The sequence below is a fragment of the Sphingomonas sp. QA11 genome, assembly GCF_028473665.1.
In the GTDB taxonomy this organism is placed as follows: Bacteria; Pseudomonadota; Alphaproteobacteria; order Sphingomonadales; family Sphingomonadaceae; genus Sphingomonas; species Sphingomonas phytovorans.
The window spans coordinates 4,317,042-4,338,661 of the sequence record NZ_CP098774.1 but is presented as its reverse complement, the minus strand read 5'-3'; the positions used below and the strand labels follow the sequence as shown (position 1 = coordinate 4,338,661).

The following is a 21,620-nucleotide window of genomic DNA, read 5'->3' as shown; positions in this document are numbered from 1 at the left end:
GCGCTGCAGCATCATGCCATGGCCGATCTTCCTTCCATCGCGAACAACCCCGACATCCGCTTCCTGGGCAAGCTGCTCGGCGACGTCATCCGCTCTTATGGCGGGGACACGCTGTTCAGGCGAACCGAATATATCCGTGCCGCCTCGGTCGACCGGCATCGTGGCGTCGCGGGCAAGGATTCAGTCGATCTGGGGCTCGACCGGCTGAGCCTTGACGAGACGCTGGATTTTGTGCGCGGCTTCATGCTGTTCTCGATGCTCGCGAACCTCGCCGAGGACCGGCAGGGCGTCGCGGCCGAAAAGGGCGCCGATGTCGAATCCGCGCTGAAGCGGCTGGCGGACCAGGGGATCGATCATTCAGCGGTGATGGCGCTGCTCGATCATGCACTGATCGCCCCGGTGCTCACCGCCCACCCGACCGAGGTGCGGCGCAAGAGCATGATCGACCATCGCAACCGCATCTCCGAACTGATGGCCCTGAAGGATGCGGGGCTGGCGGAGACGCCTGAAGGCGACGCGGTGGACGAGGCGATCCTTCGCCAGATCGCGCTCCTCTGGCAGACGCGCGTGCTCCGCAAGGAGCGGCTGTTCGTCGCCGATGAGGTGGAGACCGCGCTCAGCTATCTTCGCGACGTGTTCCTGCCGGCGTTGCCCGCGCTCTACCAGCGCTGGGACCGTGCCCTTGGCGAGCGCAGCCCCAGCTTCCTGCGGCCCGGGAGCTGGATCGGCGGCGACCGCGACGGCAATCCCTTCGTCACGGCGGATTCGCTGCGGACCGCACTGGCCAGGGCGTGCGAGGCGGTGCTCGGCCACTATCTCGACGCGGTGAACGCGCTGGGTGCCGAACTGTCGATCTCGACCGGCATCACCGCGGCCGATGCGGGGGTGCAGGCACTGGCCGATGCCAGCGGCGACAATGCGGCGAGCCGGGAGGATGAGCCCTATCGTCGCGCACTGTCGGGCATCTACGCCCGGCTCGCGGCGACTCATCTGGCGCTGACCGGCAAAGCGGCGCCCCGGCCGGGCCCGCTCCACGGTGAGCCCTATCCCGATCCGCAGAGTTTCCGTGCCGATCTCGTCACCATTGCCCGGGCGTTGCGCGATGGCGGGGGCGGGGCGCTCGCCTCGGGCGGGGCGCTGGGGCGGCTGATCCGCGCGGTGGAGACCTTCGGCTTCCATCTCGCCACGCTCGACCTGCGTCAGAACAGCGCGGTGCTGGAGCGGGTGGTCGCTGAGCTGCTCAAGGTGGCGGGGGTGGAAGGCGATTATCTCGCGCTCGACGAATCGCAGCGTGTGTCGCTACTGCGCCACGAGCTGTCCAATGCGCGGCCGCTGTCGAGCCAGTTCGCGACCTATTCGGACGAGACGGCGTCCGAACTCGCCATCGTCCGGGCCGCCGCGGATGCGCACGCCAAATACGGCCCGGCCTGCATCACCCAGCATATCGTCTCGATGGCGCAGTCGGTGTCCGACCTGCTCGAAGTGAACGTGATGCTGAAGGAAGTCGGGCTCTACCGGCCGGGCGAGACGCCGGGCGCGGCGATCATGGCGGTGCCGCTGTTCGAGACGATCGGCGATCTGGAGGCGGCGCCGGGCATCATGACCGAATGGTTCGCTCTGCCTGAGGCCGGCACGATCACCCGGGCGCGCGGATTCCAGGAAGTGATGATCGGCTATTCGGATTCGAACAAGGATGGGGGCTATATTACCTCGACTTGGTCGCTGTCGAAGGCCTCGACCGCGCTGAAGCCGGTGTTCGACAAGGCGGGCGTCGGCATGCAGCTCTTCCATGGGCGCGGCGGCGCGGTCGGGCGCGGCGGCGGTTCGGCCTTTGCCGCGATCCGCGCGCAGCCGACCGGTACGGTGCAGGGGCGTATCCGGATTACCGAACAGGGTGAGGTGATCGCCGGCAAATACGGCACGCGCGAAAGCGCGATGACCAATCTGGAGGCGATGGCCGCGGCCACCTTGCTCGCCAGCCTGGAGCCGGATGCCTTGTCCCCGGCCGAGCAGGCGCGCTTCGGCGTTGCGATGGATGCTTTGTCGGGCAGTGCCTTCAAGGCCTATCGCGACCTGGTCTACGGTACTGAAGGCTTCCGCACCTTCTTCCGCCAGATGACGCCGATCGCCGAGATTTCGGGGCTCAAGATCGGCTCGCGCCCGGCGAGCCGCACCAAGTCCGACCGGATCGAGGATCTTCGTGCTATCCCTTGGGTGTTCAGCTGGGCGCAGGCGCGGGTGATGCTCCCGGGCTGGTATGGTGTCGGTCAGGCGATCGCGGGATTCGAGGACAAGGGGCTGCTGGCGGAAATGGCGCAGGGCTGGCCGTTCTTCGCGGCGACGCTCGACAATATGGAGCAGGTGATCGCGAAGTCCGACATGGACATCGCCGAACGTTACGCGGCCCTGGTCGAGGATCGGGCGCTGGCCGACAAGGTGTTCGGAGCGATCCGGGACGGCTGGCGGCAGACTCATGACGGGCTGCTCGACATCACCGGCCAGTCGCGCCTGCTGGAGAAGCATCCCGCGCTTGACGCATCGATCAGGCTGCGGCTGCCCTATATCGAGCCGCTCAACCTGCTGCAGATCGAACTGATGAAGCGCCATCGCGCGGGCGAGACGGATGAGCGGATCGGCGAAGGGATATTGCTGTCGATCAACGCGATCGCGACGGCCCTCAGGAATTCGGGCTGATCAATTCCTCCCCGGCACGGGAGGATCAAGTGAGGAAAGGCGCGGCCAGTTCAGGCCGCACCCGCAGCAACCGCCCCGTCGCGCGGTCGAGCAGCGCCCAGGTCGATACCGCTTCAACCTTCACCTTGCCGTCGGCGCCGGTGAATCGCACATGCCGGTCGAACCGGGCACCCCTGGGCGGTTCGGGAACCCAGGTCTCGCCCGTCACTATCTCCCCCGGACCGACATTGCCGCGATAGTCGATCTCGTGCCGGGTCACGACCCAGATATAGGCTTGGCGCTGCTCGGCCGACGCGATCGCTTCCCAATGCGAAACCGCGATGTCCTGAATCCACCTCACCCAGACCGCATTGTTGACGTGACCGAGCTCGTCGATGTCAGCGTCAGTCGCGGTTCTGGTGAGCCTGAAGGCCATCAGTCCTCGACGCCCATCTGCCACAGGACGAAGGCATGCTCCTCGGCTGCCTCACGCAGGCTCTCGAACCGGCCGGATTTGCCGCCATGCCCTGCGCCCATGTTGGTCTTGAGCAGCAGCATATTGTCGTCGGTCTTGGTCGCGCGGAGCTTCGCTGCCCATTTGGTAGGCTCCCAATAGGTCACGCGCGGATCGTTGAGGCCGCCGGAGATGAACATCGGCGGATAGGCCTGCGCCTTCACCTGGTCATAGGGCGAATAGGATCTGATCAGCTCGAACGCCGCTTTGTCCTCGATCGGGTTGCCCCATTCGGGCCATTCGCCGGGGGTGAGCGGGAGATCGGCGTCGAGCATGGTGTTGAGCACGTCGACGAACGGTACATCGGCGATCACCGCGCCCCACAGGCCGGGATCGGAATTGACCACCGCACCCATCAGCTCCCCGCCAGCCGAGCGGCCTGCGATCGCGATCTTGCCCGGGCTGGTCCAGCCGCCCGCGATCAGGCCCTTCGCCACGTCGACGAAGTCGTTGAACGTATTTTCGCGCTTCTCCAGCTTGCCGTCGAGATACCATTGCTGGCCGAGATCGTCGCCGCCGCGAATATGCGCGATGGCGTAAGCGAAACCCCGGTCGAGCAGGCTCAGTCGCCCGGTCGAGAAGCCTGGCGGAATGGCATAGCCATAGGCGCCGTACGCGTAGAGGAAGAGCGGCGCTGAGCCGTCCTTCGGGAAATCCTTCGGATAGACGATCGAGACCGGTACCTCGGTCCCGTCGCGCGCGACGATCTTCACCCGCTCGGTACGGTATTTGTCGGCGTCATAGCCCGAGGGGATTTCCTGTACCTTCAGCGTGGTCAGCGCGGCCGTGGTGACGTCGTAGTCATATTCGGTGCCTGGCGTGACCATCGATTCATAGCCGACGCGCAGCACGTCCATCGCATATTCGGGATTGTTGCCGAGGCCGGCGTCATAGCTTGCCTCGGGGAAGACGATGCGTTGCGGCGCGATGGACGAATCATAGCGGTGGATCTCGATCTGATCGAGACCGTCCTCGCGCCCGTCGACGATGAAGAAATCGCGGAAACAGTCCACGCCGGTCATGTAGAAATGCTTCGACGGGCCGATCAGCTCGGTCCATTCGCCCGGCGCTTCGATCGATGCCGTGCAAAGGCGGAAGTTCGGGTCGGTGTCGTTGGTGTGGATGAACAGTGTGCCGTCATGCTCGTCCACGTCATATTCGCGGCCAACCTTCCGGGGCGAGACGCAGAGCGGCGTGGCGAACACATTGTCCGCCGGGAGGAGATATACCTCGCTGGTCACATGGTCGCCACTCGCGATCACGATCCATTTGCGCGAACTCGTCTCGCTGACGCCGACGCGGAAGCCCTCGTCGGCCTCCTTGAACAGCTCGATATCCTGGTCGATCGGCGTGTCGAGCCGATGGAGCCGGGCATTGTCGGTGCGCCATTGCTCGTTGGCGAGGCCGTAGAGGAAGCCGCTGTCGTCGGCGGTCCAGACGATCTCGGAAAGCATGCCGGGGATCATATCGGGCAGATGCTCGCCCGTCTCCAGGTCCTTGACGCGAACCTCGAACCGCTCCGAGCCATTGTCGTCGATCGCATAGGCCAGCAGCTTCGCGTTATTGCTGACCGAAAAGGCGCCGAGGCGGAAATATTCCTTGCCCTCGGCGAGCGCCGGTTCGTCGAGGATCAGTTCGTCCGGTCCTCCGGCAACGGGCTTGCGCCACCATTTGCGGTACTGGCCGCCGGTCTCGAACGCGGTCCAGTAGAGCCAGTCGCCATCCTTCTGGGGAACGGATGAATCGTCTTCCTTGATGCGGCCCTTCATCTCTTCATAGAGCCGGTCGATGAGCGGCTTGTGCGGTTCCATCACCGCCTCGAAATACGCGTTCTCGGCCTTGAGATAGGCGAGCACCTGCTTGTCGGTGACCTCGGGATAGCCCGGATCCTTGATCCAGGCATAGGGGTCCTCGATGGTGATGCCGTGCGCGGTGAAACTGTGGGGGCGCCGGTCGGCGACGGGAGGCTTGGGTGCGGTCATATGCTCCCTTTAGTGCCCGTGCCGGGCTTGTCTAAGCCTGTTCTCCATCGTCTTCCGCCGGATCGCGCACAAAGTCTCGCAGCGCGCGCGAGAGATGCCCTATTTCCTCGACGACCACGGCGCCCTCGCCAGCCTCATGGAGGAACAATTGCAAAGGTGAGATATGCTCGCGCCGTCGCGGGTCGATCTCGAGCTGGGGCCTGATCTCGCGCTGGACGATCTCGTAGATGGCGAGGTGGCTGGTTTCCGGCGGCTCGGTGACATGGGGCTGGTCCATCTCGTGGAGCAACTGCTGGATGATCCGCCGCGCCATCGGAGAGCCGGCATTGTACCGGGTAAGCCGATCACGATACACCTCGATGGAGATGTCTCCCGCGCGCAGCTCGTCGGTCCATCGCACGATGAACCCGGCCAGCGTGTTGATCGAGATATTCTCGCGTGCCGCACCAAGCCAGAGATTGTGCGGGACATTGTTGAGGACGATCGCCAGCCAGAGGATGCGAAATTCAACGCCGTCCTCTCCGGCTTCGCGCTGCGCGATATCCGTTGCCTGTCGCGCGATCTCGGGATCGACCACGTCGACGATTCCCCGGGATATTTCGGAAAGGTCGTGCGCGTCGAAATTGGCGATGATGCGGTTCATCAGGTTGCGCAACGTGTGCCATGCCGTGATGTGGCGACGCGCCTGGGAGGCAGCGCCCGTCGGTATGGCGAACAGGCCGGGGCGGCCAACGATGCCGGCAATGCCGCCTGCCTCGTTGCGCGCGAAGCCGAGCGTGCCGATCCCGCGCGCCGCATCGTGAGGCCGCCCGGCGAGGCCGAAAAAATAGCGCATCAAACGCTGCAGGCCCGCCGGTGCGTCGCCTTCGAGCAAGGCCGCGATCAGACCCAGGCGTTGGTCGGCGGCAACATCTCCGATCTCGTTCGCGCCAAGCCCCTGCCAGAAACCGGCGGCCTGCACCAAGGCATCGGCAAATTCGGCCTGCTCGGCTTCGTCGTCACCCGGCCGGTTCACGATGAGATCGCCGAGTTGTGTGTTGATTTGCCCGGCGTCCTCGGCGTCGCCCAGCAACGCCTCGATCTGGATTCGCTGCACCACCGCTGCATCGTCATTGATCGGCACGACTGCCTTCAACTGAACCGCGGGACTGACGGGCGGGGGCGGGCGCCTCGACACCGATGCAGTCTGTGGGCCGCGCAGCATGGTTGCGACCCTCTGCAAGGCGAGGATATGCGGGCCCCGGTTGAGCATTTCGTGCTGGCGGACGAGCAAGGCCACTCGCTGGCCGCCTGCCAGCGGCGCGCTGTCCGTGGAGGGACTGCCAGCCTGGAAGGCCGCCGCGTGACGATCCTCGGTTACGGGACGCCGGGTTTGACTTGCCAGATCCGCCACGGCTGCTCCCCTCGGCGCCTGTCGCTACCGGGCGCCGGATCAAGGCTAGGCGCGCCGGGCGCGCGATGTCAATCAAGCCGCCGGCGCGCGCGACCCTTGTCCTGTCCGCGGCGTTTCTGGCATCACGTGCCGATGCCGGGCGTCACGTTTTCGTGGGCTCAAGTCTCTTTGTGAAAGATCGCTGATGTCCACCCATGCCGCCCGCCTCGCCGCTCTTCGCGAACAATTGAAGCGTGACCGGCTCGACGGATTCGTCGTCCCGCTGACCGACGAGCATATGAGCGAATATGTCGGCGCCTATGCGCAGCGCCTTGCCTGGCTGACCGGTTTTCAGGGTTCGGCCGGAAGCGCGGTGGTGCTGCCGGAGGAGGCAGCGATCTTCACTGACGGGCGCTACACCTTGCAGGTGCGCGAGCAGGTCGACGGCGCGCAATGGGACTATGTCTCGGTGCCGGCGACGAGCATCTCGATGTGGCTCGGCGCCCATGCGGCGGCGGGCGCCCGGATCGGCTACGATCCATGGCTGCACACGCGCGGCTGGGTCGAGGAAGCGGGCAAGGCCCTGGCCGGGCGCGGCGCGGCGCTGGTCCCGGTCGACACCAACCCGGTCGATGCGGTGTGGCCTGACCGGCCGCAACCGTCGGATGCGAAGCTCGCCGTGCAGGACGAGGCCAGCGCCGGCCAGTCCTCGGCGGAGAAGCGTGCGGCGATCGCCGACTGGCTGGCCGAGCACAAGGCCGATGCGGTGGTGCTCTCGGCGCTCGACTCGATCGCCTGGACCCTCAACGTGCGTGGGCAGGACGTGGCGCATACGCCAGTCGCGCTGGCCTATGCGATCATCGATGCCGATGGCACCGCTGACCTGTTCGTTGCGCCGGAGAAAGTGGCTGACGACGTGCTCAAGCATCTCGGCAATGCGGTGCGGGTGCGGGATCGCGCGGCCTTCCCGGCGGCGCTGGCCGCCTATGCCGGCAAGCGCGTCGCGGCCGATCCCGAACGGGCGGTGTCGGCGATCTTCGGCGGGCTCGAGGCAGGCGGGGCGACGGTGCTGAGCTTCCGCGATCCGGTGGTGCTGGCCAAGGCGATGAAGAATCCGGTCGAGATCGCAGGCCACCGCGCAGCCTCGGTGCGCGACGGTGCGGCGCTGGCGCGCTTCCTCAAATGGGTCGAGGAGGAAGCACCCAAGGGCGGCCAGACCGAATTGTCCTGCGTCGCCAGATTGCAGGCATATCGCGAGGCGACCGGCGTGCTGCGCGACACCTCGTTCGACACCATCTCGGCGACCGGCGCGCATGGGGCGAGCCCGCATTATCATTCGACCCCCGAATCGAATGCGCCGCTCGAGCCCGGCCAGCTCTATCTGGTCGATTCGGGCGGGCAATATGCCGACGGTACGACCGACGTGACGCGTGTCATCCCCATCGGCGCGCCGAGCGAGGAGATGCGCGACCGATTCACCCGTGTGCTGAAGGGGCATATCGGACTGGCGACAGCGGTCTTCCCGCCGTGCACCAATGGCGGCCAGCTCGATTCGTTCGCGCGCCGGCCGCTGTGGGAGGCGGGGCTCGATTTCGCGCATGGCACCGGCCACGGCGTCGGCGCCTATCTGTCGGTGCATGAAGGGCCGCAGCGTATCGCCAAGCCGAACTATCCGGGTGGTGGTCCGTCCGAGCCGCTGCGTGCTGGCATGATCCTCTCGAACGAGCCGGGCTACTATAAGGCGGGCGAATACGGCATTCGAATCGAGAATCTGATCCTGGTCGAGGAACGCGCGATCCCCGGCGGCGATGAGCCGATGCTTGGGTTCGAGACGCTGACCTTCTGCCCGATCGAGCGGTCACTGATCGTGGCGGACCTGCTGACGGTGGCGGAGCGTGACTGGTTGAATGCCTATCACGCCAAGGTGCTGGAAATCCTGGGCCCCGAAATGCTGGGCGAGGAGTCGGAATGGCTTCAGGCGAAGTGCGCCCCTATCGGCTAGAATCGTCCTCGCGGGGCGCGGGCGGTGTATCGCCTGCCCGTGCCTGGGCCTTCCGCTTCCGCAGATTCTCGCGCAACGCAGCGGCGAGGCGTGCGGCTTTCTCGTCCTTGTCGGCCATAATGCCTTATCCGATGCCCGCTTCGCCTTGACAATCCCGCCGCCCTCGTCTCTTAGGCGCGCTCCGCCGTTGGCCGTAAGGGCTCCGGACCGGTAATGCTGCCGTAGCTCAGTGGTAGAGCGCATCCTTGGTAAGGCTGAGGTCGTGAGTTCAATCCTCACCGGCAGCACCATTTTCTTTCTATAAATTAATGGCTTAGCCAACCCCCTCGGGGGCTTCCGGACCCCTCTCCGGCGGTTGGACACGTATTGGACACAAGCGGCACGAAAACGCAGGCGGCTCTGGCGTGCTTTCGGTGGCGTCCGAAGCAACGGATTGGGTACTAGAGGGATCTTTAAGAGCACTCTCCACGAGTACCGTCAGAGGGCCGATTCGGCCGCGATTGCGAGGCTTCCGCCCGAAGAATAGAGTCTCCAGACAGAGCGGCCGTCACTAGTCTAGGCCGCTGGTCCCCGCTCGTCGTTACGCTGCCTCATCCACATATCCGCGTATAATCCGCGTTGGCGGAGTAGTTCATTATGCGTCCCCCGCTCGACTAAAGCGCCCTGGTCAAGAACCAGGATGGCATCCGCATCCGCGATGGTGGAAAGCCGATGCGCAATCGAGATGCTCGTGCGGTCTGCGGTCAGCTTACGCAGCGTCGCGAGTATCTCCTGCTCGGTGCGGGTATCCAGCGCGCTGGTGGCTTCGTCCAAGAGCAGGATCGGCGGATCCTTGATCAACGTGCGGGCGATCGCGAGGCGTTGCCTTTCTCCGCCGGAAAGCTGCAAGCCGCGCTGTCCCACCCGGGTGGCGAAGCCATCGGGAAATCTTTCGATAAAGGGCGTCATCGCGGCGTCGCGTGCCGCCTTCACCACGCTATCTAAAGCAGCCCCCGTGCGTCCGTACGCGATGTTGTAGGCAATCGTGTCGTTGAACAGCACTGTGTCCTGCGGGACAAAGCCGATATGCTGTCTTAAGCTGGCCTGAGAGACATGGCTAATGTTCTGCCCGTCGACCAGGATCCGCCCGGACCAAGGGTCGTAGAAACGGAACAACAGCCGCGTGATGGTGCTTTTCCCGGCACCGCTGGGTCCGACTATCGCGATACTTTGACCGGCCTGTACTTCGAAGCTCAGGCCATGCAGAATGGGAAAACCATCGCGATAGCCGAAAAATACATCTTCGAACGTAACGACCGGCCGATCGATCTTCAGCGCCGGAGCGCCAGGCTGATCCTTGACCTCCTCCGTGCTATCCAGCAGGCGAAACATCGCCGCCATGTCGACTATTCCTTGCCTGAGCAGGCGGTAGACCATGCCGATCATATCGAGCGGCCGGAACAGCTGCATCAGATAGGTGTTGACCAAGACGAGATCGCCGACGGTCAGCCGGTGCCTATCCCAGCCCCACACGGTCCACGCCATGGCGCCGGTTAGCAGCGCGTTGGTGATAAGAGCCTGGACGATGGTCAGCCAGCCAAGCGAATTCTCGCTTTTGATCGCGGCTTCGGCATAGGCCCGCGCGGCAGTCGTGTAGCGCGCCTGTTCATGTTCCTCCGCCCCGAAATACTTGACCGTTTCGTAGTTCAGCAGCGAATCCATCGCATTGCCCAGCACCTGTTCGTCGAGCGTATTCATATTGACGTGCAGCCCTGTGCGCCAATCGGTGATCAACCGCGTCACGAGAATGTAGAGCGTGACGCTTAGCGCTGTCGCGAACACCAGTTCCCAACCGAAATTTAAATAAAAGATGATCGCGACCGCAATCAGCTCAAGCAGGGTAGGAATAATATTGAACAGAAGAAAATAGAGTAATGCATTGATGCTTTTTGCTCCCCGCTCCATAATCTTGGAGATCTCGCCGATCCGTCTTTCGAGGTGGAAGCTCAGGCTAAGTCGATGCAACTGGCGGAAAACATCGCTCGCCAGATGCAGCGTCGCCTCCTGCCCGACGCGCTCAAACGCGATATTGCGCAGCTGATCGAAAAGAACGGCGCCGAACCGGCCGGCTCCGTAAGCGATGACGAGGGCGAGGGCGACCGTGCCCGCGTCGTCGGACTGACCGGCGAGAGCGTCTACGGCCTGCTTGTATGCAAAGGGGAGGGCAAGGCTCGTCGCCTTTGCCGCCAGCACGAGCAACAGGGCGCCGACAATCCGTCGCTTGAAAGTAGGATTGCGGCGCGACCATAGGTAAGGCAGAAAGCGTCTGAGCGTCCTCCAGTTGCCGATATCATCTTGCGCGGGGCCAGCGTTAGCGGAGATCACACGTACTCGTATCGATGTGCGTGGTCCTGAATTCTAGAACCACCGCCGGAATGTGCCGCATCCAGATGCCGTGTCCAGGCTGCACCTCGACGGTTCGGCGCAGGCCGCACCGAAAGCATTATGGGCAACGTCCCGGCGATATTCGTTCTTGCGCTCATATCTGGGCGGACGCGCGTACGGGCGATGCCCACGCAACGGCCAGGACATAGCGCTCGCGCTCGGTGACCCGACCCTCCACGCGGATGTCCTCAAGCGCACGATCAACAAAAAGCGGCTGCGCTACGAAGCGATCGCAACAAATCGTCAGCTCGATATCGGAAAAATCTATATACTTCCCGATCAACCCGTGAACTGCTTTGAATGCTGCTTCCTTCGCACTGAAATAGCAGGCGAGCGAGCGGGTACCCCGGTCACGCTTCAGATCCGCCTTTTCGGTACGAGACAGCACTGCGTCTGCGAGATCGGGCGTCACGCGGTCGTGGAACTCGATATCGACGCCCAGCCCCATGATATGGGTCGCCTTGGATGCGATGGTCGCCACGAAGGTTTCGCAATGCGAAATGCTCGCGTGAAGGCCAGGCGGTACGATCGGCGCTCTCCGCGCCCCGATCAAGATCGGCGGATCGGCCGAGTCCAGCTCCCGAAGAAGGCGGCGCACGCTCGTTCGGCCGGTTGCGAATTCGGTCCGGCGCGCATCGGTGAAGTCCGCGGCGATCGCCCGCTCTTCGGGAAGCAGGTCTTCGATCCACGCGCCGGAGATGCGGCGGATATCGTGCCGAATCCCGTGCGGAACGATTGCATGCATGGCGTCGACAAGCGCCAGTCTTTCGTCATCCAAAGGATTTGGCGTCGAGCGGGTCATCTTCCTGTCGACGACTTTCCACACATCTGATCGCCGCCGCCCAGACTGACAAAGACGGCAAAATCCGCCTCGGCCAAACGGGCGGAATTCGAGACCTGACGCACGCGCGCTTCCAACAAGCGACGCTCGACCGCGATGGTATCGAGGCCGCTGGTCAAGCCAGCTTGCTCCTGCTCCTTCGCAATCTCGACCTGCGCGCTGATTGCCGCGACCTGTCGTGCGATAGTTTCTGCGTGGATTGCGTACCAGCGGCGAGCGGCCAAAGCGTCCTTCACTTCTCGAAAACCACTTTCGACGGCCTTCTGATACTCGGCCACGGCCTGGCGTTCGCGCGCCTTCGTCAAGTCGATGTTGGCCAGCCGCGCCGGCCGGTCGAAGATCGGCAGGTCGATCATCCCGCCACCGCTGAAGACCATAGCGTTGCCGGAAAACAGGGAGCCCAAATCCGACGAAGCAAACCCGAATAGGCCGGTGAGGTTTATGCTCGGGAACAGGCGCGCCCTGACCGCGGAAAGGTCGGCACGCATCGCGAGCAGATTGCTCTCGGCAGTTCTGATGTCTGGCCTCAGCAGCAGGAGCCGCGATGGCAGGCCGGCGTCGATCCTCGCCCGGCTCGCCCACGGCGAACCGGCAGCTTGATCGGGCGCGGTCCATCCGCTCCCGCCGGTCAGGAATTCCAGCGTGTTGGTCAAACCGGTTTCGTCCAAAGCGAATTGCGACAGAGCGATGTCGACTTCAGTGATCCGTTCGCGCTGGGCCAGCACGTCCTGGGGAGCGGAAAGACCCTTTGTTTCCCGCAATTCGAGAATGTCGAGACGCTCGTTCTCGAAGGCTAGGAGCCGTTGGGTGACGTGCCGTTGTTCACCGATTTCCAGCTTTCGCAACGATTGGGAAACGATTTCACGCAAGAGCGCAAGTTGCACCGCCTTGCGGTTCCATTCGCTTGCCAGGACACGGGCTCGCGCCGCAGCGCTCAGGTTGCGCAGCCGGCCCCACAGATCGAGTTCGAAGCTCGAAATCGCCAGCGTCGACCGATAGAGCGGGTAGGTGGCGGTGTTCGGGAGCCCGATCCCCTCGCTCACCTCCGGAAAGAGTTTCTCGAGGAGCGCGCCCGCTGCGGTCGCGCCGGACGTGGTCCGGTTGATCGTCGCTTCGACATTCGACTGGACGTTCAACCCGTTCTCGATTCGCCGTTGCCGCAATAACGCGCGCGCTTCGTCTATGCGGGCGGTAGCGATTGCCAGATCCCGGTTGTGATCGATGGCGCGCTCGACCAGTGGCCCGATTGTCAGGTCCGCGGGGAGAAAATCACGCCAACAGAGGCGTCCCGCCGAAATATTTCCTTCAGGACTGAGCTCGCCTGGGAAAGAGCTTGGCAGGGAAGTCGGCGGCATGACGGTCGACGGCGGTGAAACACCGCATGCGCAGACGATGCCCAAAGGAATTGCGGCGATGAACAATTTGCAGGCCTCGACCGCCGTTCCGAGCTGGCCCTGAAAGTCCCGCCGCCTTGCTTCTGTCCAGTTGTCGCCGGCGCCGAAGGAAGCCGGATCTTGTGGGAGTTTCCGCACAATATGATGTCTCATCCCGCCTTCAGGTCGGCAAGGGTGATCGACGCTCCGTCCGAAGCGTCCTCCCAGCCCGGAATCAGGACGGTGCGATGCAGGCTTATGTCGAGGTTGGAGCCATCGATCGGCACTTTCGAGTGACGGAAAGGATAGACTTGCGTGTCGTCGAAGGTGAAGCGCGCGTTGATCCCGATGCGCGGAAAGGCCGAGGTGTTGGCCGAAGACCCGTGCATGCAGCGCTCGGTGAAAATTACGAACTGCCCGGCCGACATCGGCATCGAAACGATCTCGTGCTCGCTTTCGTGAAAATCGAGCGTGATCGCGCCCTGCTCTTCCCGGAGCTTCGCTTCGACCAGCTCGCGAAGTTCCTCGAAAGACAAGGCGTCGAGCGAGACGTCATCAAAATAGTGCGCAGTGTGGATGTCAATGCAGAGGCTGTCCGTCTTCACTCGCCGGATCAAGGCGTCCTTGCTTGTCACCTCGGTGAAGGGATCGACGTAGAATTCGGTCTCCGCCAAGGGGCCCATCCTGATCGGAAAGCGTCGCTTGTGCGAGCCCCTGGCGAACCGCATCGGTCCCATGTCGGGGGTGACGTCAGTCAGGGGCATCCACACCGTGACGTTCCAAGCACTATCCCTGCGCGCGGGCGCGGGTATCAGGGCGGGGCGATCGTTGCCGATCTCTTCCCCGTTGAAGGCTCCCCATTCCTGATGCCAGCCCAGCGGGCCCTCGCCGGGTGATTTGTGGAATATCTTGGACCGCCACATCTTGTAACGATCGCCAAGCACCAACGAAACCGCATCCAGAACTTTAGGCCCGGTGAGCAGTTCCAGGAAGTCGCTATTGATCAGATGCCAGTCCCTTACGGAAAAGCGCCCGTAAAGCGGATGCATTTCGCGGTTTTCGATGCCTTCGCAGATCGAACGCGCGAGTTCGGTGCATTTCTCGCGCGAAGCACCGGCATCGAGCGGGCCGCAGAAACCGTCGCGTTCTAGGGCTTCGCCGACGTCCAATTCCTCAGAACCCAGTTGAGCAGACATCTTTCACAGCCTCCAGCGCACTCATTATTACATAGTTTTCACGCGAACCGGAAAATCGCATCCGGCCATGTGCGTAAACGCGATTATCGAGCGCAAGAACATCGCCTCGTTCCCACACGAAATACTGCCCGGCACGATTTTGCGCAGCGAGTATATCCCGCGCCCACTCGTCCGATAAAGGCGTGCCATCGCCGAGAAGAACGTTGCGGGGCGTGCATCCTTGCGGATCGTACGCGCTGAAATACTCGCGGATCTCGTCGGCGAGAAATGCGGGATGATGCAACGCGACCTGATGAAACATGGATTGCCGTCCGTCCGGCAGGCAGCCGATCGCCAAGGTCGAATAGTCGACCTGCAGGACCCCGTCGTCGGTCCAGGACGAAACCAGTCCGTCCCGCCGGCAATGGCGTTCCACTTCCGCCGGATCGTCGGTGTCGAAATAATCCTGCCACGCGACGTCCAGCCCGTCGACGAAACGCCTGCGATAGGTGAGCCCATGCCGCCTTAAGGTGTCGGCTATCGTCCGATCGAGCAGGTCCAGCGCACGCACGCCATCGCTGATCGGCGTAGCTCCGCCGGTCTCGGCGGCCCGGTGACAATAGAAGAAGAGATATTTCGGCACCTTCGACGTGTGCGAAGCCTCGTTATGAAACAGCAGGTCCTCTTCGGGAGGATAGGGCGTCGTGCGGAAAACATCCGCCGCACCCGATCGCGGCAGATCGCCGTACCGTTCGGCGATCGGCACATGTAGCGACGAAACGAACTGCCTGAATCCTGGCAAGGAGTCGGCAGCCTTGCGTATCACGCACCAGCCCTTGCGATCGAGGGCCGCGATCAGGCCGGCAGGAGCGTCCTGGGGCGGAAGCTCGTTGATCGCGTCGCGCGGCAACCGCTCCAGCCCTTCGAAGCTGCCATGGGCATTCATGCTAGCAGGTCCTTCAGGATCGCCTGGAGGTCGATCGCCGGGCCCGGACGATCCGCCGCGCGTAAAACCATGCGCAGGCCGTTCGCGCCCCGGAAGCAGGAGAGCTTGATCCGATGCCAGTCGGGCGCAAAGCTGTGGCTGGCCTGGACCTCATGCCGAAATCGGCCATGCTCCGCCCCCGCTACGAAGCGGTAGGAGAATGCGATCGCAGCGGGTCGAAGCGCCCGCTCGGCAATATCCGCCGGGCCCTGCCGCAATGCGTTCATCAACTGGTCGGCCGCGCATTCCGCATATGCCCGAACGTCTTCGAGCTCGGTCCTGATAAAACGAAAACGCAGCTCCTCGCTGTGCGGACCGATCGGGAAGAATGCTGGATCCCCTTGCCGCAGGCGGCCATCGGTTGCGCAGTCGATATGCACGACCCGGTCTTCCTGCCGCGCCTGCGCCGCGAGAGCGCCCATCAGCAGTGCCGGAGTGGTTACGCTCCACGCATGACCAAGCCGCTCCAGCCGGGCGGTTTCTTCGCGGCCCAGGTCGAACTTCGTCGTCACGAGGCGGGCTTGTGTCGGATATTCCGGCATGTCACCATTTTCGCCGGTAAGCGTCGGACGGGTTACCGCGGCGCTCTTGCGCCACTCTTGCCGCGAAGGGTACGGAGCGACCAAGGTCTGCCGTTCCCCATCACGACCGATATTTGCCAGGATGGCGGAGAAGATTTGCTGCACGGACGCGCCGTCGAGCAGGTCGGACCGTGCGCGGACGGCGATTTCGCGTACCGATCCGCTTCGCTCGAACGCATCGATGGCGAACGCGCCGTCGCCGCTTTCCAACTGCATATGAAGGCGCGCGCGGGCGTCGTGCCCCGGCTCCAGCCGATGCAGGCAGACAAGCGGCCGCCCGGGTTCCGGATCGGAGAGATCGGCGTTTTCGTCGAATCGCCAGCGTAGCACCGGATGGATTTCGGGAAGCGCCGCCGTCGCCGCGACGAGTTCGTCGAAGCTGACGGGCATGCGGATTTCGAAAGCGGCGCCGAAATGCGTCGGTTGCCCGGCGATACAGGCATTCCACGCCCGCAGCTGGTTGTGGTTGGTGGTAAGCCTGTCGAGAGCCGACCGGTGCAGTTCGTCCGTCCCGGGATCCGGCGCAGCCGCATCGCCGAACAACGCCCCGGTGACATTCTTCAAAGTGCGTAATTCGAAGACGCGCACGACGGGCAGCTTCACCGCGAATTCCTGCTGGATTCTTGCGACTAGCTTCGTTGCGAGCAGGGAGTGACCGCCGAAGGCGAAGAAATCGGCATCTGGCGGCAGGACGTCCACCTCGAGCACCGCCCGCCAGACATCGGTCATCGCGGCCAGCAGGATATCGTCTTCGGAACTCTCGTGAGACCGTGCGCGCTGCGAGAACAAGAGCTTTCGCAATCGCGCTTCGTCAATCTTCCCGCCCGGCTTGGTCGGCAATTCGTCAACGAAGACGAGCACGGCCGGGACCATATGCGCAGGCAGGCTGGCTTCCAGCGACGCCTGGATGGTCTGCCGGAGCGACCTGATGCGGATCGAAAAGCCCGGATAGTTCGACCGCCGACCGCGCTCGCCGGCTGCACAGTCGTAAGAACGCCAAAGCGCCGGGTCGGACGCTCCTTCGGCCATCGCGAAAAAGCAGAGCTTGGGATCGCGCGCGGAGGGGAAAAGCGCACTGTGCCAGCCGCGGGCCTCGGCGACGGATAGCAGGCTTTGCAATGCCGGCGACTTGGCTTCGGGGCGATCATCGTCCGCAAACGGGACGTTCGCTATCGTCAGGGGGCCATCGGCGGCGCACAACAGCTTCGGCACGCCCGATCGGTCGCACGCGCTCCAGTCCAACATCCAGCCGTCATCGTTCGTGGCCGGTCCATGTCCGGAGCGAAACAGAACATCGTAGCGAAAATTCACCATCTCGTTGTCGATGGCGAGCGGCTTGAGCCGAACGACCGGCGATTCCATGCCGATCCGCTCGGCTATGGCGCTGAAGGCTTCCGGATCGAAATGCGCCTCCTCATCGTGCAGGCGCGCACGTTGCATGCGTTCAGCCAAGTCTTCCGGACTCTGTGCGGGATGCCTGCTGCGCTCGACGGCCTCATAGAACGCATCCGCCTTTCGCAGATCCCTGACGTCGCCGACGAAAATCGATCCGCCCGGCGAAAGCAGCCGCGACAAATCGGCGACGAGTTCGCTTAGCTCATCATAGCCGGAAAGATACTGAGCGACCGAGTTGAGAATGACGAGGTCGAAGCGCTCCGCGCCGAAGCGTTGGGCGGCTTCCCGCGCGGACGCCCGTTCCGCGCGCAAGGATATGCCGTTCGCCGCCGCCTTTGCGGTCAGGACCTCGATCGCATTCTTCGATATATCCGTCGCCACATAGGTCTGCGACGATGGCGCCAGCGACAGCGCAATCAGCCCCAATCCGCTTCCGACTTCCAACACGCGCCGCGGCTGCTCCGTCTCGAGCATGGCGACGGTATCGGCCAGCCAGGCGCGCATTTCATTGTCGGGAATCGGCTCCCCGTCCGCCGTCCTGGTCCATCCGGTAAAGTCCAGCAACGTTTCTTCGTCGCTCCGGCTTTCACGGTAGAGCGCATCGAATGCGTCTTCCCATTCTCGGGTGGCGGTCGCAGTCCGACTGTCGTCGGAAGGGTCGCTCGGCACGATGAAAGCGCTCAACACCCGGCTGGATGGCTCGTCGGCGATCAGGACCGCGGCTTCCTTCACGTCGGGAAGTTTCCTGAGCACGGCTTCGATCTCGTCCGGCTCGACCCGCATGCCGTTCAATTGGACCTGGCGATCCAGGCGTCCCGCAAACTCGATCTCGCCGTTCTTCAGCCAGCGCGCGCGATCTCCCGTTCGCAGGAAACGCTGCGGGCTGTCGAAAAAGTCGGCCTCGACGAATTTGGCCGCGTTTGCTGCAGGATCGTCGAGGTAGCCGTCGGCGAGATAGGGATCGCCGATCCAGAGTTCGCCGTAGCTTCCCGTCGGAACAAGCCCGCCGGTCGGGCCAACGATCGCGATGTCGCAGCCGGCGATCGGTTTGCCGATCGTTACGCTCTCGGCGGGCGGAGCGTTCGCCGGATAGAAGGCGGTGGTAGCGTTGAACACGCCTTCGCAGGGTCCGTATTGGTTCGCGAAGTCGGCGTCCGGCAGAGCCTGACGCAGCCGACGATGCAGATCCGTCGGGCAGCTGTCGCCGCCGGTGACGACCAGGCGCACGTTGGGCAGGTCGGTCGGTTCCTGTATCAGGGTCGCGATCACCAGCGGGATCGCATCGATCACGGTCACACGGGCATCGCGGCAGCATGCGATCAGCGCATTTCGTTCACCCAGATGCGACAACGGCACGAAGGTGATGGGGGTGCCGCGGGTGAGCGGCCAGAAGGTGCAAACCAGGCCGCCGTCGTAGTTGAACGAATAGCAGTGGGCGAAGGTGTCGGCTTGCGTCAGTGCGCCAAGGGTGATGTCGTTCGCGCGAAGCCGCGCGCAGACCGCCCGATGCGAAACCTGCACGACCTTGGGCGTGCCGGTGGTGCCGGAGGTGAAGGCGAGGAAGGCCGGATGATATGCACTGCAGAGCGGGGTGTCGACATTCAGCGCGTCGGCATGCTCCGATCCCTGCGCATCGAGGACCCGCAAGCCGCGATTATCTCCGGCTATCATGAGAACACAGCCCGCAAGTCCGAACAACTGGCGCTGGCGTTTTTCGGGATAGGCCGGGTCGATATAGCACGGGACGCCGCCCGCCCATTGCGCCGCCAGCATCGCCACCACCACCGAGGCACCGCGCGAGACCGAGATCGCGATGGCGTCCTTGTCGCCGCAGCCGGCCGAACGCAGTTTTCCCGCCAGCGCGCGTGCCTGCTCCAGCACATCGGTGTACGTCAGCCTGATAGCGCCGTCGTTCAGACAGGGTCGGTCGGGTTCGGTGCCCGCGATCGATTGCACGCGGCGGCAGATCGTGTCGCCCGCAAGCTCGGCCAGTGGCTCGCCCCGGCCGAAAGCCAGCAGTCGTCGGCGCTCGCCTTCGGGCAATGACGCGGTCTCGTTAAGCGGAACATCGGGCCGGGCCAGGCACGCCTGCAACGTGTGATCGAACAGCTGCGCGACAAGCGCAACCGTCTCGCGATCGAACAGTTCGGTCGAATATTCCAGCACCGCGCGATAACCCTCGGGCCGGGGGCGCAGTTCGAGGCTGAGGTCGAACATGGCCCCGATCGGTGGCAGGCTAAGGCGCGTCGCGTCCAGACCGCCGAGACGCAGCTGGGCCGCCGCGTTGTTCTGCAATGCGAACAGAACCTGGAAAAAGGCTTCTGAATCCGCGTTGCGCCCGTTCGGCAGATGCTCGACCAGGACATCGAACGGCACATCCTGATTGTCGAACCCGCGCAGCGACACTTCGCGGGTCCGCGCGCACAGGGATCGGAAACTGTCACCGTCTTCACTTCTGACGCGCAGCGGCAGCGGGTTCACGAGGAAGCCGACCAACCCTTCGGACTCATATCGATTCCTGTTCGCGAGCACGGTGCCGATGACCGTATCGTCCTGCTGCGCAAAGGTTCGCAGAACCAGATGAAACGCCGACAGCAGGACGATGAACGGCGTGGCGCGTTCCTGCGCTGCGAGCGTTTCGATCCGCGCTGCGGTGGCCGCGTCGAGATCGAACGACACGACGTCGCCCGCCCAGGATTTGCGCTTGGCAAGAACGCGGTCGAACGGCAGATCCATGTTCGGCGCGGCGCCGGCCAGCTCGTCCTGCCAATAGGCGATCTGATCGGCGAATTTCCGCTGCTGCGCGGGTTGCTCGTCATGCAGCGCGAGATCGAGATAATCGATCGCGAGCTCCGGCAGCACGACATCTTCGTCCGCGCGCTCGGCTTCGTAGAACGCCGCCAGCTCATTCAGGGCGATGCCCATCGACCATCCGTCCGAAACGATGTGATGGCAGATCATGCACAGAACGGTTTCGTCCCGACCGATCGGAAGGGCGAGGATGCGAAGCAGCGGGCCTTGTTCGAGATCGAAGCGGTTCCGCTGTTCGCGATCGAGCAGACCGATCGCCTGATCCTGCGACCGGCACGTTTCGATCAGCTCGATATTTCCGACCGATCGGGGGGGCATGATCCGCAGCTGCGGCTCGCCGTCCTGCTCATAGAAGGTCGAACGCAGGGTGACATGGCGCTTGCAGAGCCTGCCGACCGCCCGGTCGAGCGCGCCGAGATCGATTTGACCCGCCAGGCTCACGGAATGGGCGATGTTGTAGACCGCGCCCGAGGTGCCGAGCTTCTCGATGAACCATAAGCGACGCTGCGCGTGGCTGATGATCGGAACCGTCCCTTGCGTCCGCTTGCGCGGGCCGGTCTCCGCCTCCTGCTGCGTCCGCGCGATCTCGCGAGCCAGCAGCCGTGGGGTTGACGCCTCGAACAGGGCTCGCAGCGGCAGCTTGATCGACAACTCTCGTTCGAGCCGATTGCGCGCCCGCGTCGCGATCAGGGAATTGCCGCCCATGGCGAAGAAATCGTCGTCGCGTGCGAACGGACTGCCCAGGAGTGACTGGAAGATCGCGGCGACCCGGGCTTCCGGGCTGCCCGGTTCCGGATATTCGGACCGTTCCGCGGATCGGCCACCGGTGGCTGCCCGTTCGAGGGCGCCCTGGTTTCGCTTCCCGCTCGGCAGTCTCGGGCAGTAGGGAAGCGGGACGAGCCGCTGGGGCAGCATCTGCAGCGGAACCTGCCCGCGCAGTTGCTGATGAATAGTCCCGACCGCGGACAGGAAACGTTTCCATCGCGGCGGATCGAGCCGTCCCGGGTTCGGCAGGACCGGCAGCGTATCGCATCGATCTGAGGAGCGGTAGCCGAAAGCGGCCGCGCACATCGCCAGACCGACGGCGCCGTCCAGGTGATGTACCCGCAGCTTGCGCGGATCTTGCGTGACGAGAACCAGCGCCCGGGCTGTCCGGAGGCTGGTTCCGTCGGGCATTTGACCGGCAGCCGGTTCTTCGGGCAGCCGGGCCAGGCGGCGGAAGATCGGCTGGTTCGGCCGGGCCCGCGACGCGGCTTCAAGCAATGCGGCCTCTCGCGCAACCGGCGCGTTGCGAAGCTCGCCATCGCGAACCGACATGGCCGCAACGTCGACTTCCACCGCACGGCACAAGGTTGCGCTGAAGCGGAAGTTGACGAGCTCGTTGTCGCCCTGCGCGCAATTCGGTTCGACCAGCGGTGGCGCAAAGCCGTTCGCCTGCGACCACCTGGCCAGCGTGTCGGGATGAAGCAGCAGTTCCTCGTCGGCGAGCGCT

11 protein-coding genes and 1 tRNA gene are annotated in these 21,620 nt (G+C 63.9%); 3 read left to right on the top strand and 9 right to left on the bottom strand.

Annotation, left to right across the window (positions count from 1 at the left end; translation table 11 throughout):
- Positions 1–18 precede the first annotated feature (18 nt).
- Entirely contained in the window at positions 19–2,694 is a 2,676-nt protein-coding gene (gene ppc, locus NDN01_RS19960) for a phosphoenolpyruvate carboxylase (RefSeq protein WP_272623590.1), read from the top strand.
- A gap of 25 nt (positions 2,695–2,719) precedes the next feature.
- Here ppc and NDN01_RS19955 read toward each other — a convergent pair whose 3' ends face one another.
- The 3 genes from NDN01_RS19955 to NDN01_RS19945 are packed head-to-tail and all read right to left on the bottom strand — an operon-like array spanning position 2,720 to position 6,562.
- Complete coding sequence (locus NDN01_RS19955) at positions 2,720–3,109, bottom strand: acyl-CoA thioesterase (protein WP_272623589.1); 390 nt, start codon at positions 3,107–3,109, stop codon at positions 2,720–2,722.
- The gene (locus NDN01_RS19950) at positions 3,109–5,169 is read right to left on the bottom strand and encodes a S9 family peptidase (protein ID WP_272623588.1); all 2,061 of its coding nucleotides are present in this window, start codon (positions 5,167–5,169) and stop codon (positions 3,109–3,111) included. The genes NDN01_RS19955 and NDN01_RS19950 overlap by 1 nt, the downstream gene beginning before the upstream one ends.
- Before the next feature lie 31 nt (positions 5,170–5,200).
- Complete coding sequence (locus NDN01_RS19945) at positions 5,201–6,562, bottom strand: hypothetical protein (protein WP_272623587.1); 1,362 nt, start codon at positions 6,560–6,562, stop codon at positions 5,201–5,203.
- 184 nt (positions 6,563–6,746) lie between these two features.
- Between NDN01_RS19945 and NDN01_RS19940 the strand changes: the two genes are divergently transcribed.
- Together NDN01_RS19940 and NDN01_RS19935 are read left to right on the top strand one after the other, a co-directional pair.
- Positions 6,747–8,543, top strand: a complete 1,797-nt coding sequence (locus NDN01_RS19940; protein ID WP_272623586.1) for an aminopeptidase P family protein — start codon at positions 6,747–6,749, stop codon at positions 8,541–8,543.
- Positions 8,544–8,758: 215 nt separating this feature from the next.
- A tRNA-Thr gene (locus tag NDN01_RS19935) sits at positions 8,759–8,833 on the top strand.
- 265 nt (positions 8,834–9,098) lie between these two features.
- Here the strand turns inward: NDN01_RS19935 and NDN01_RS19930 are convergent.
- The 6 genes from NDN01_RS19930 to NDN01_RS19905 all read right to left on the bottom strand — a co-directional run bounded on the left by NDN01_RS19930 (position 9,099) and on the right by NDN01_RS19905 (position 21,391).
- Entirely contained in the window at positions 9,099–10,907 is a 1,809-nt protein-coding gene (locus NDN01_RS19930; RefSeq protein WP_272623585.1) for an ABCB family ABC transporter ATP-binding protein/permease, read from the bottom strand.
- 154 nt (positions 10,908–11,061) lie between these two features.
- Positions 11,062–11,769 (bottom strand): 4'-phosphopantetheinyl transferase family protein, encoded by a 708-nt coding sequence (locus tag NDN01_RS19925; protein WP_272623584.1) that lies wholly within the window; start codon positions 11,767–11,769, stop codon positions 11,062–11,064.
- On the bottom strand, positions 11,766–13,355 hold the full coding sequence (locus NDN01_RS19920) for an efflux transporter outer membrane subunit (protein WP_272623578.1): 1,590 nt from the start codon (positions 13,353–13,355) through the stop codon (positions 11,766–11,768). The genes NDN01_RS19925 and NDN01_RS19920 overlap by 4 nt, the downstream gene beginning before the upstream one ends.
- Positions 13,352–14,377 carry a phytanoyl-CoA dioxygenase family protein gene (locus tag NDN01_RS19915; RefSeq protein WP_272623577.1) on the bottom strand — a complete coding sequence of 342 codons (1,026 nt, stop codon included), beginning with the start codon at positions 14,375–14,377 and terminating at the stop codon, positions 13,352–13,354. The genes NDN01_RS19920 and NDN01_RS19915 overlap by 4 nt, the downstream gene beginning before the upstream one ends.
- Positions 14,355–15,302 (bottom strand): TauD/TfdA family dioxygenase, encoded by a 948-nt coding sequence (locus tag NDN01_RS19910; RefSeq protein ID WP_272623576.1) that lies wholly within the window; start codon positions 15,300–15,302, stop codon positions 14,355–14,357. Before NDN01_RS19910 ends, NDN01_RS19915 begins: the two co-directional genes overlap by 23 nt.
- Positions 15,299–21,391 (bottom strand): condensation domain-containing protein, encoded by a 6,093-nt coding sequence (locus NDN01_RS19905; protein ID WP_272623575.1) that lies wholly within the window; start codon positions 21,389–21,391, stop codon positions 15,299–15,301. The genes NDN01_RS19910 and NDN01_RS19905 overlap by 4 nt, the downstream gene beginning before the upstream one ends.
- Positions 21,392–21,620 lie beyond the last annotated feature (229 nt).

Bases quoted from the DNA above. Each gene is read 5' to 3' on its own strand.
- ppc (WP_272623590.1), top strand. From the start codon at position 19: ATGGCCGATCTTCCTTCCATCGCGAACAACCCCGACATCCGCTTCCTG.
- NDN01_RS19955 (WP_272623589.1), bottom strand. From the start codon at position 3,109: ATGGCCTTCAGGCTCACCAGAACCGCGACTGACGCTGACATCGACGAG.
- NDN01_RS19950 (WP_272623588.1), bottom strand. From the start codon at position 5,169: ATGACCGCACCCAAGCCTCCCGTCGCCGACCGGCGCCCCCACAGTTTC.
- NDN01_RS19940 (WP_272623586.1), top strand. From the start codon at position 6,747: ATGTCCACCCATGCCGCCCGCCTCGCCGCTCTTCGCGAACAATTGAAG.
- NDN01_RS19925 (WP_272623584.1), bottom strand. From the start codon at position 11,769: ATGACCCGCTCGACGCCAAATCCTTTGGATGACGAAAGACTGGCGCTT.
- NDN01_RS19920 (WP_272623578.1), bottom strand. From the start codon at position 13,355: ATGAGACATCATATTGTGCGGAAACTCCCACAAGATCCGGCTTCCTTC.
- NDN01_RS19915 (WP_272623577.1), bottom strand. From the start codon at position 14,377: ATGTCTGCTCAACTGGGTTCTGAGGAATTGGACGTCGGCGAAGCCCTA.
- NDN01_RS19910 (WP_272623576.1), bottom strand. From the start codon at position 15,302: ATGAATGCCCATGGCAGCTTCGAAGGGCTGGAGCGGTTGCCGCGCGAC.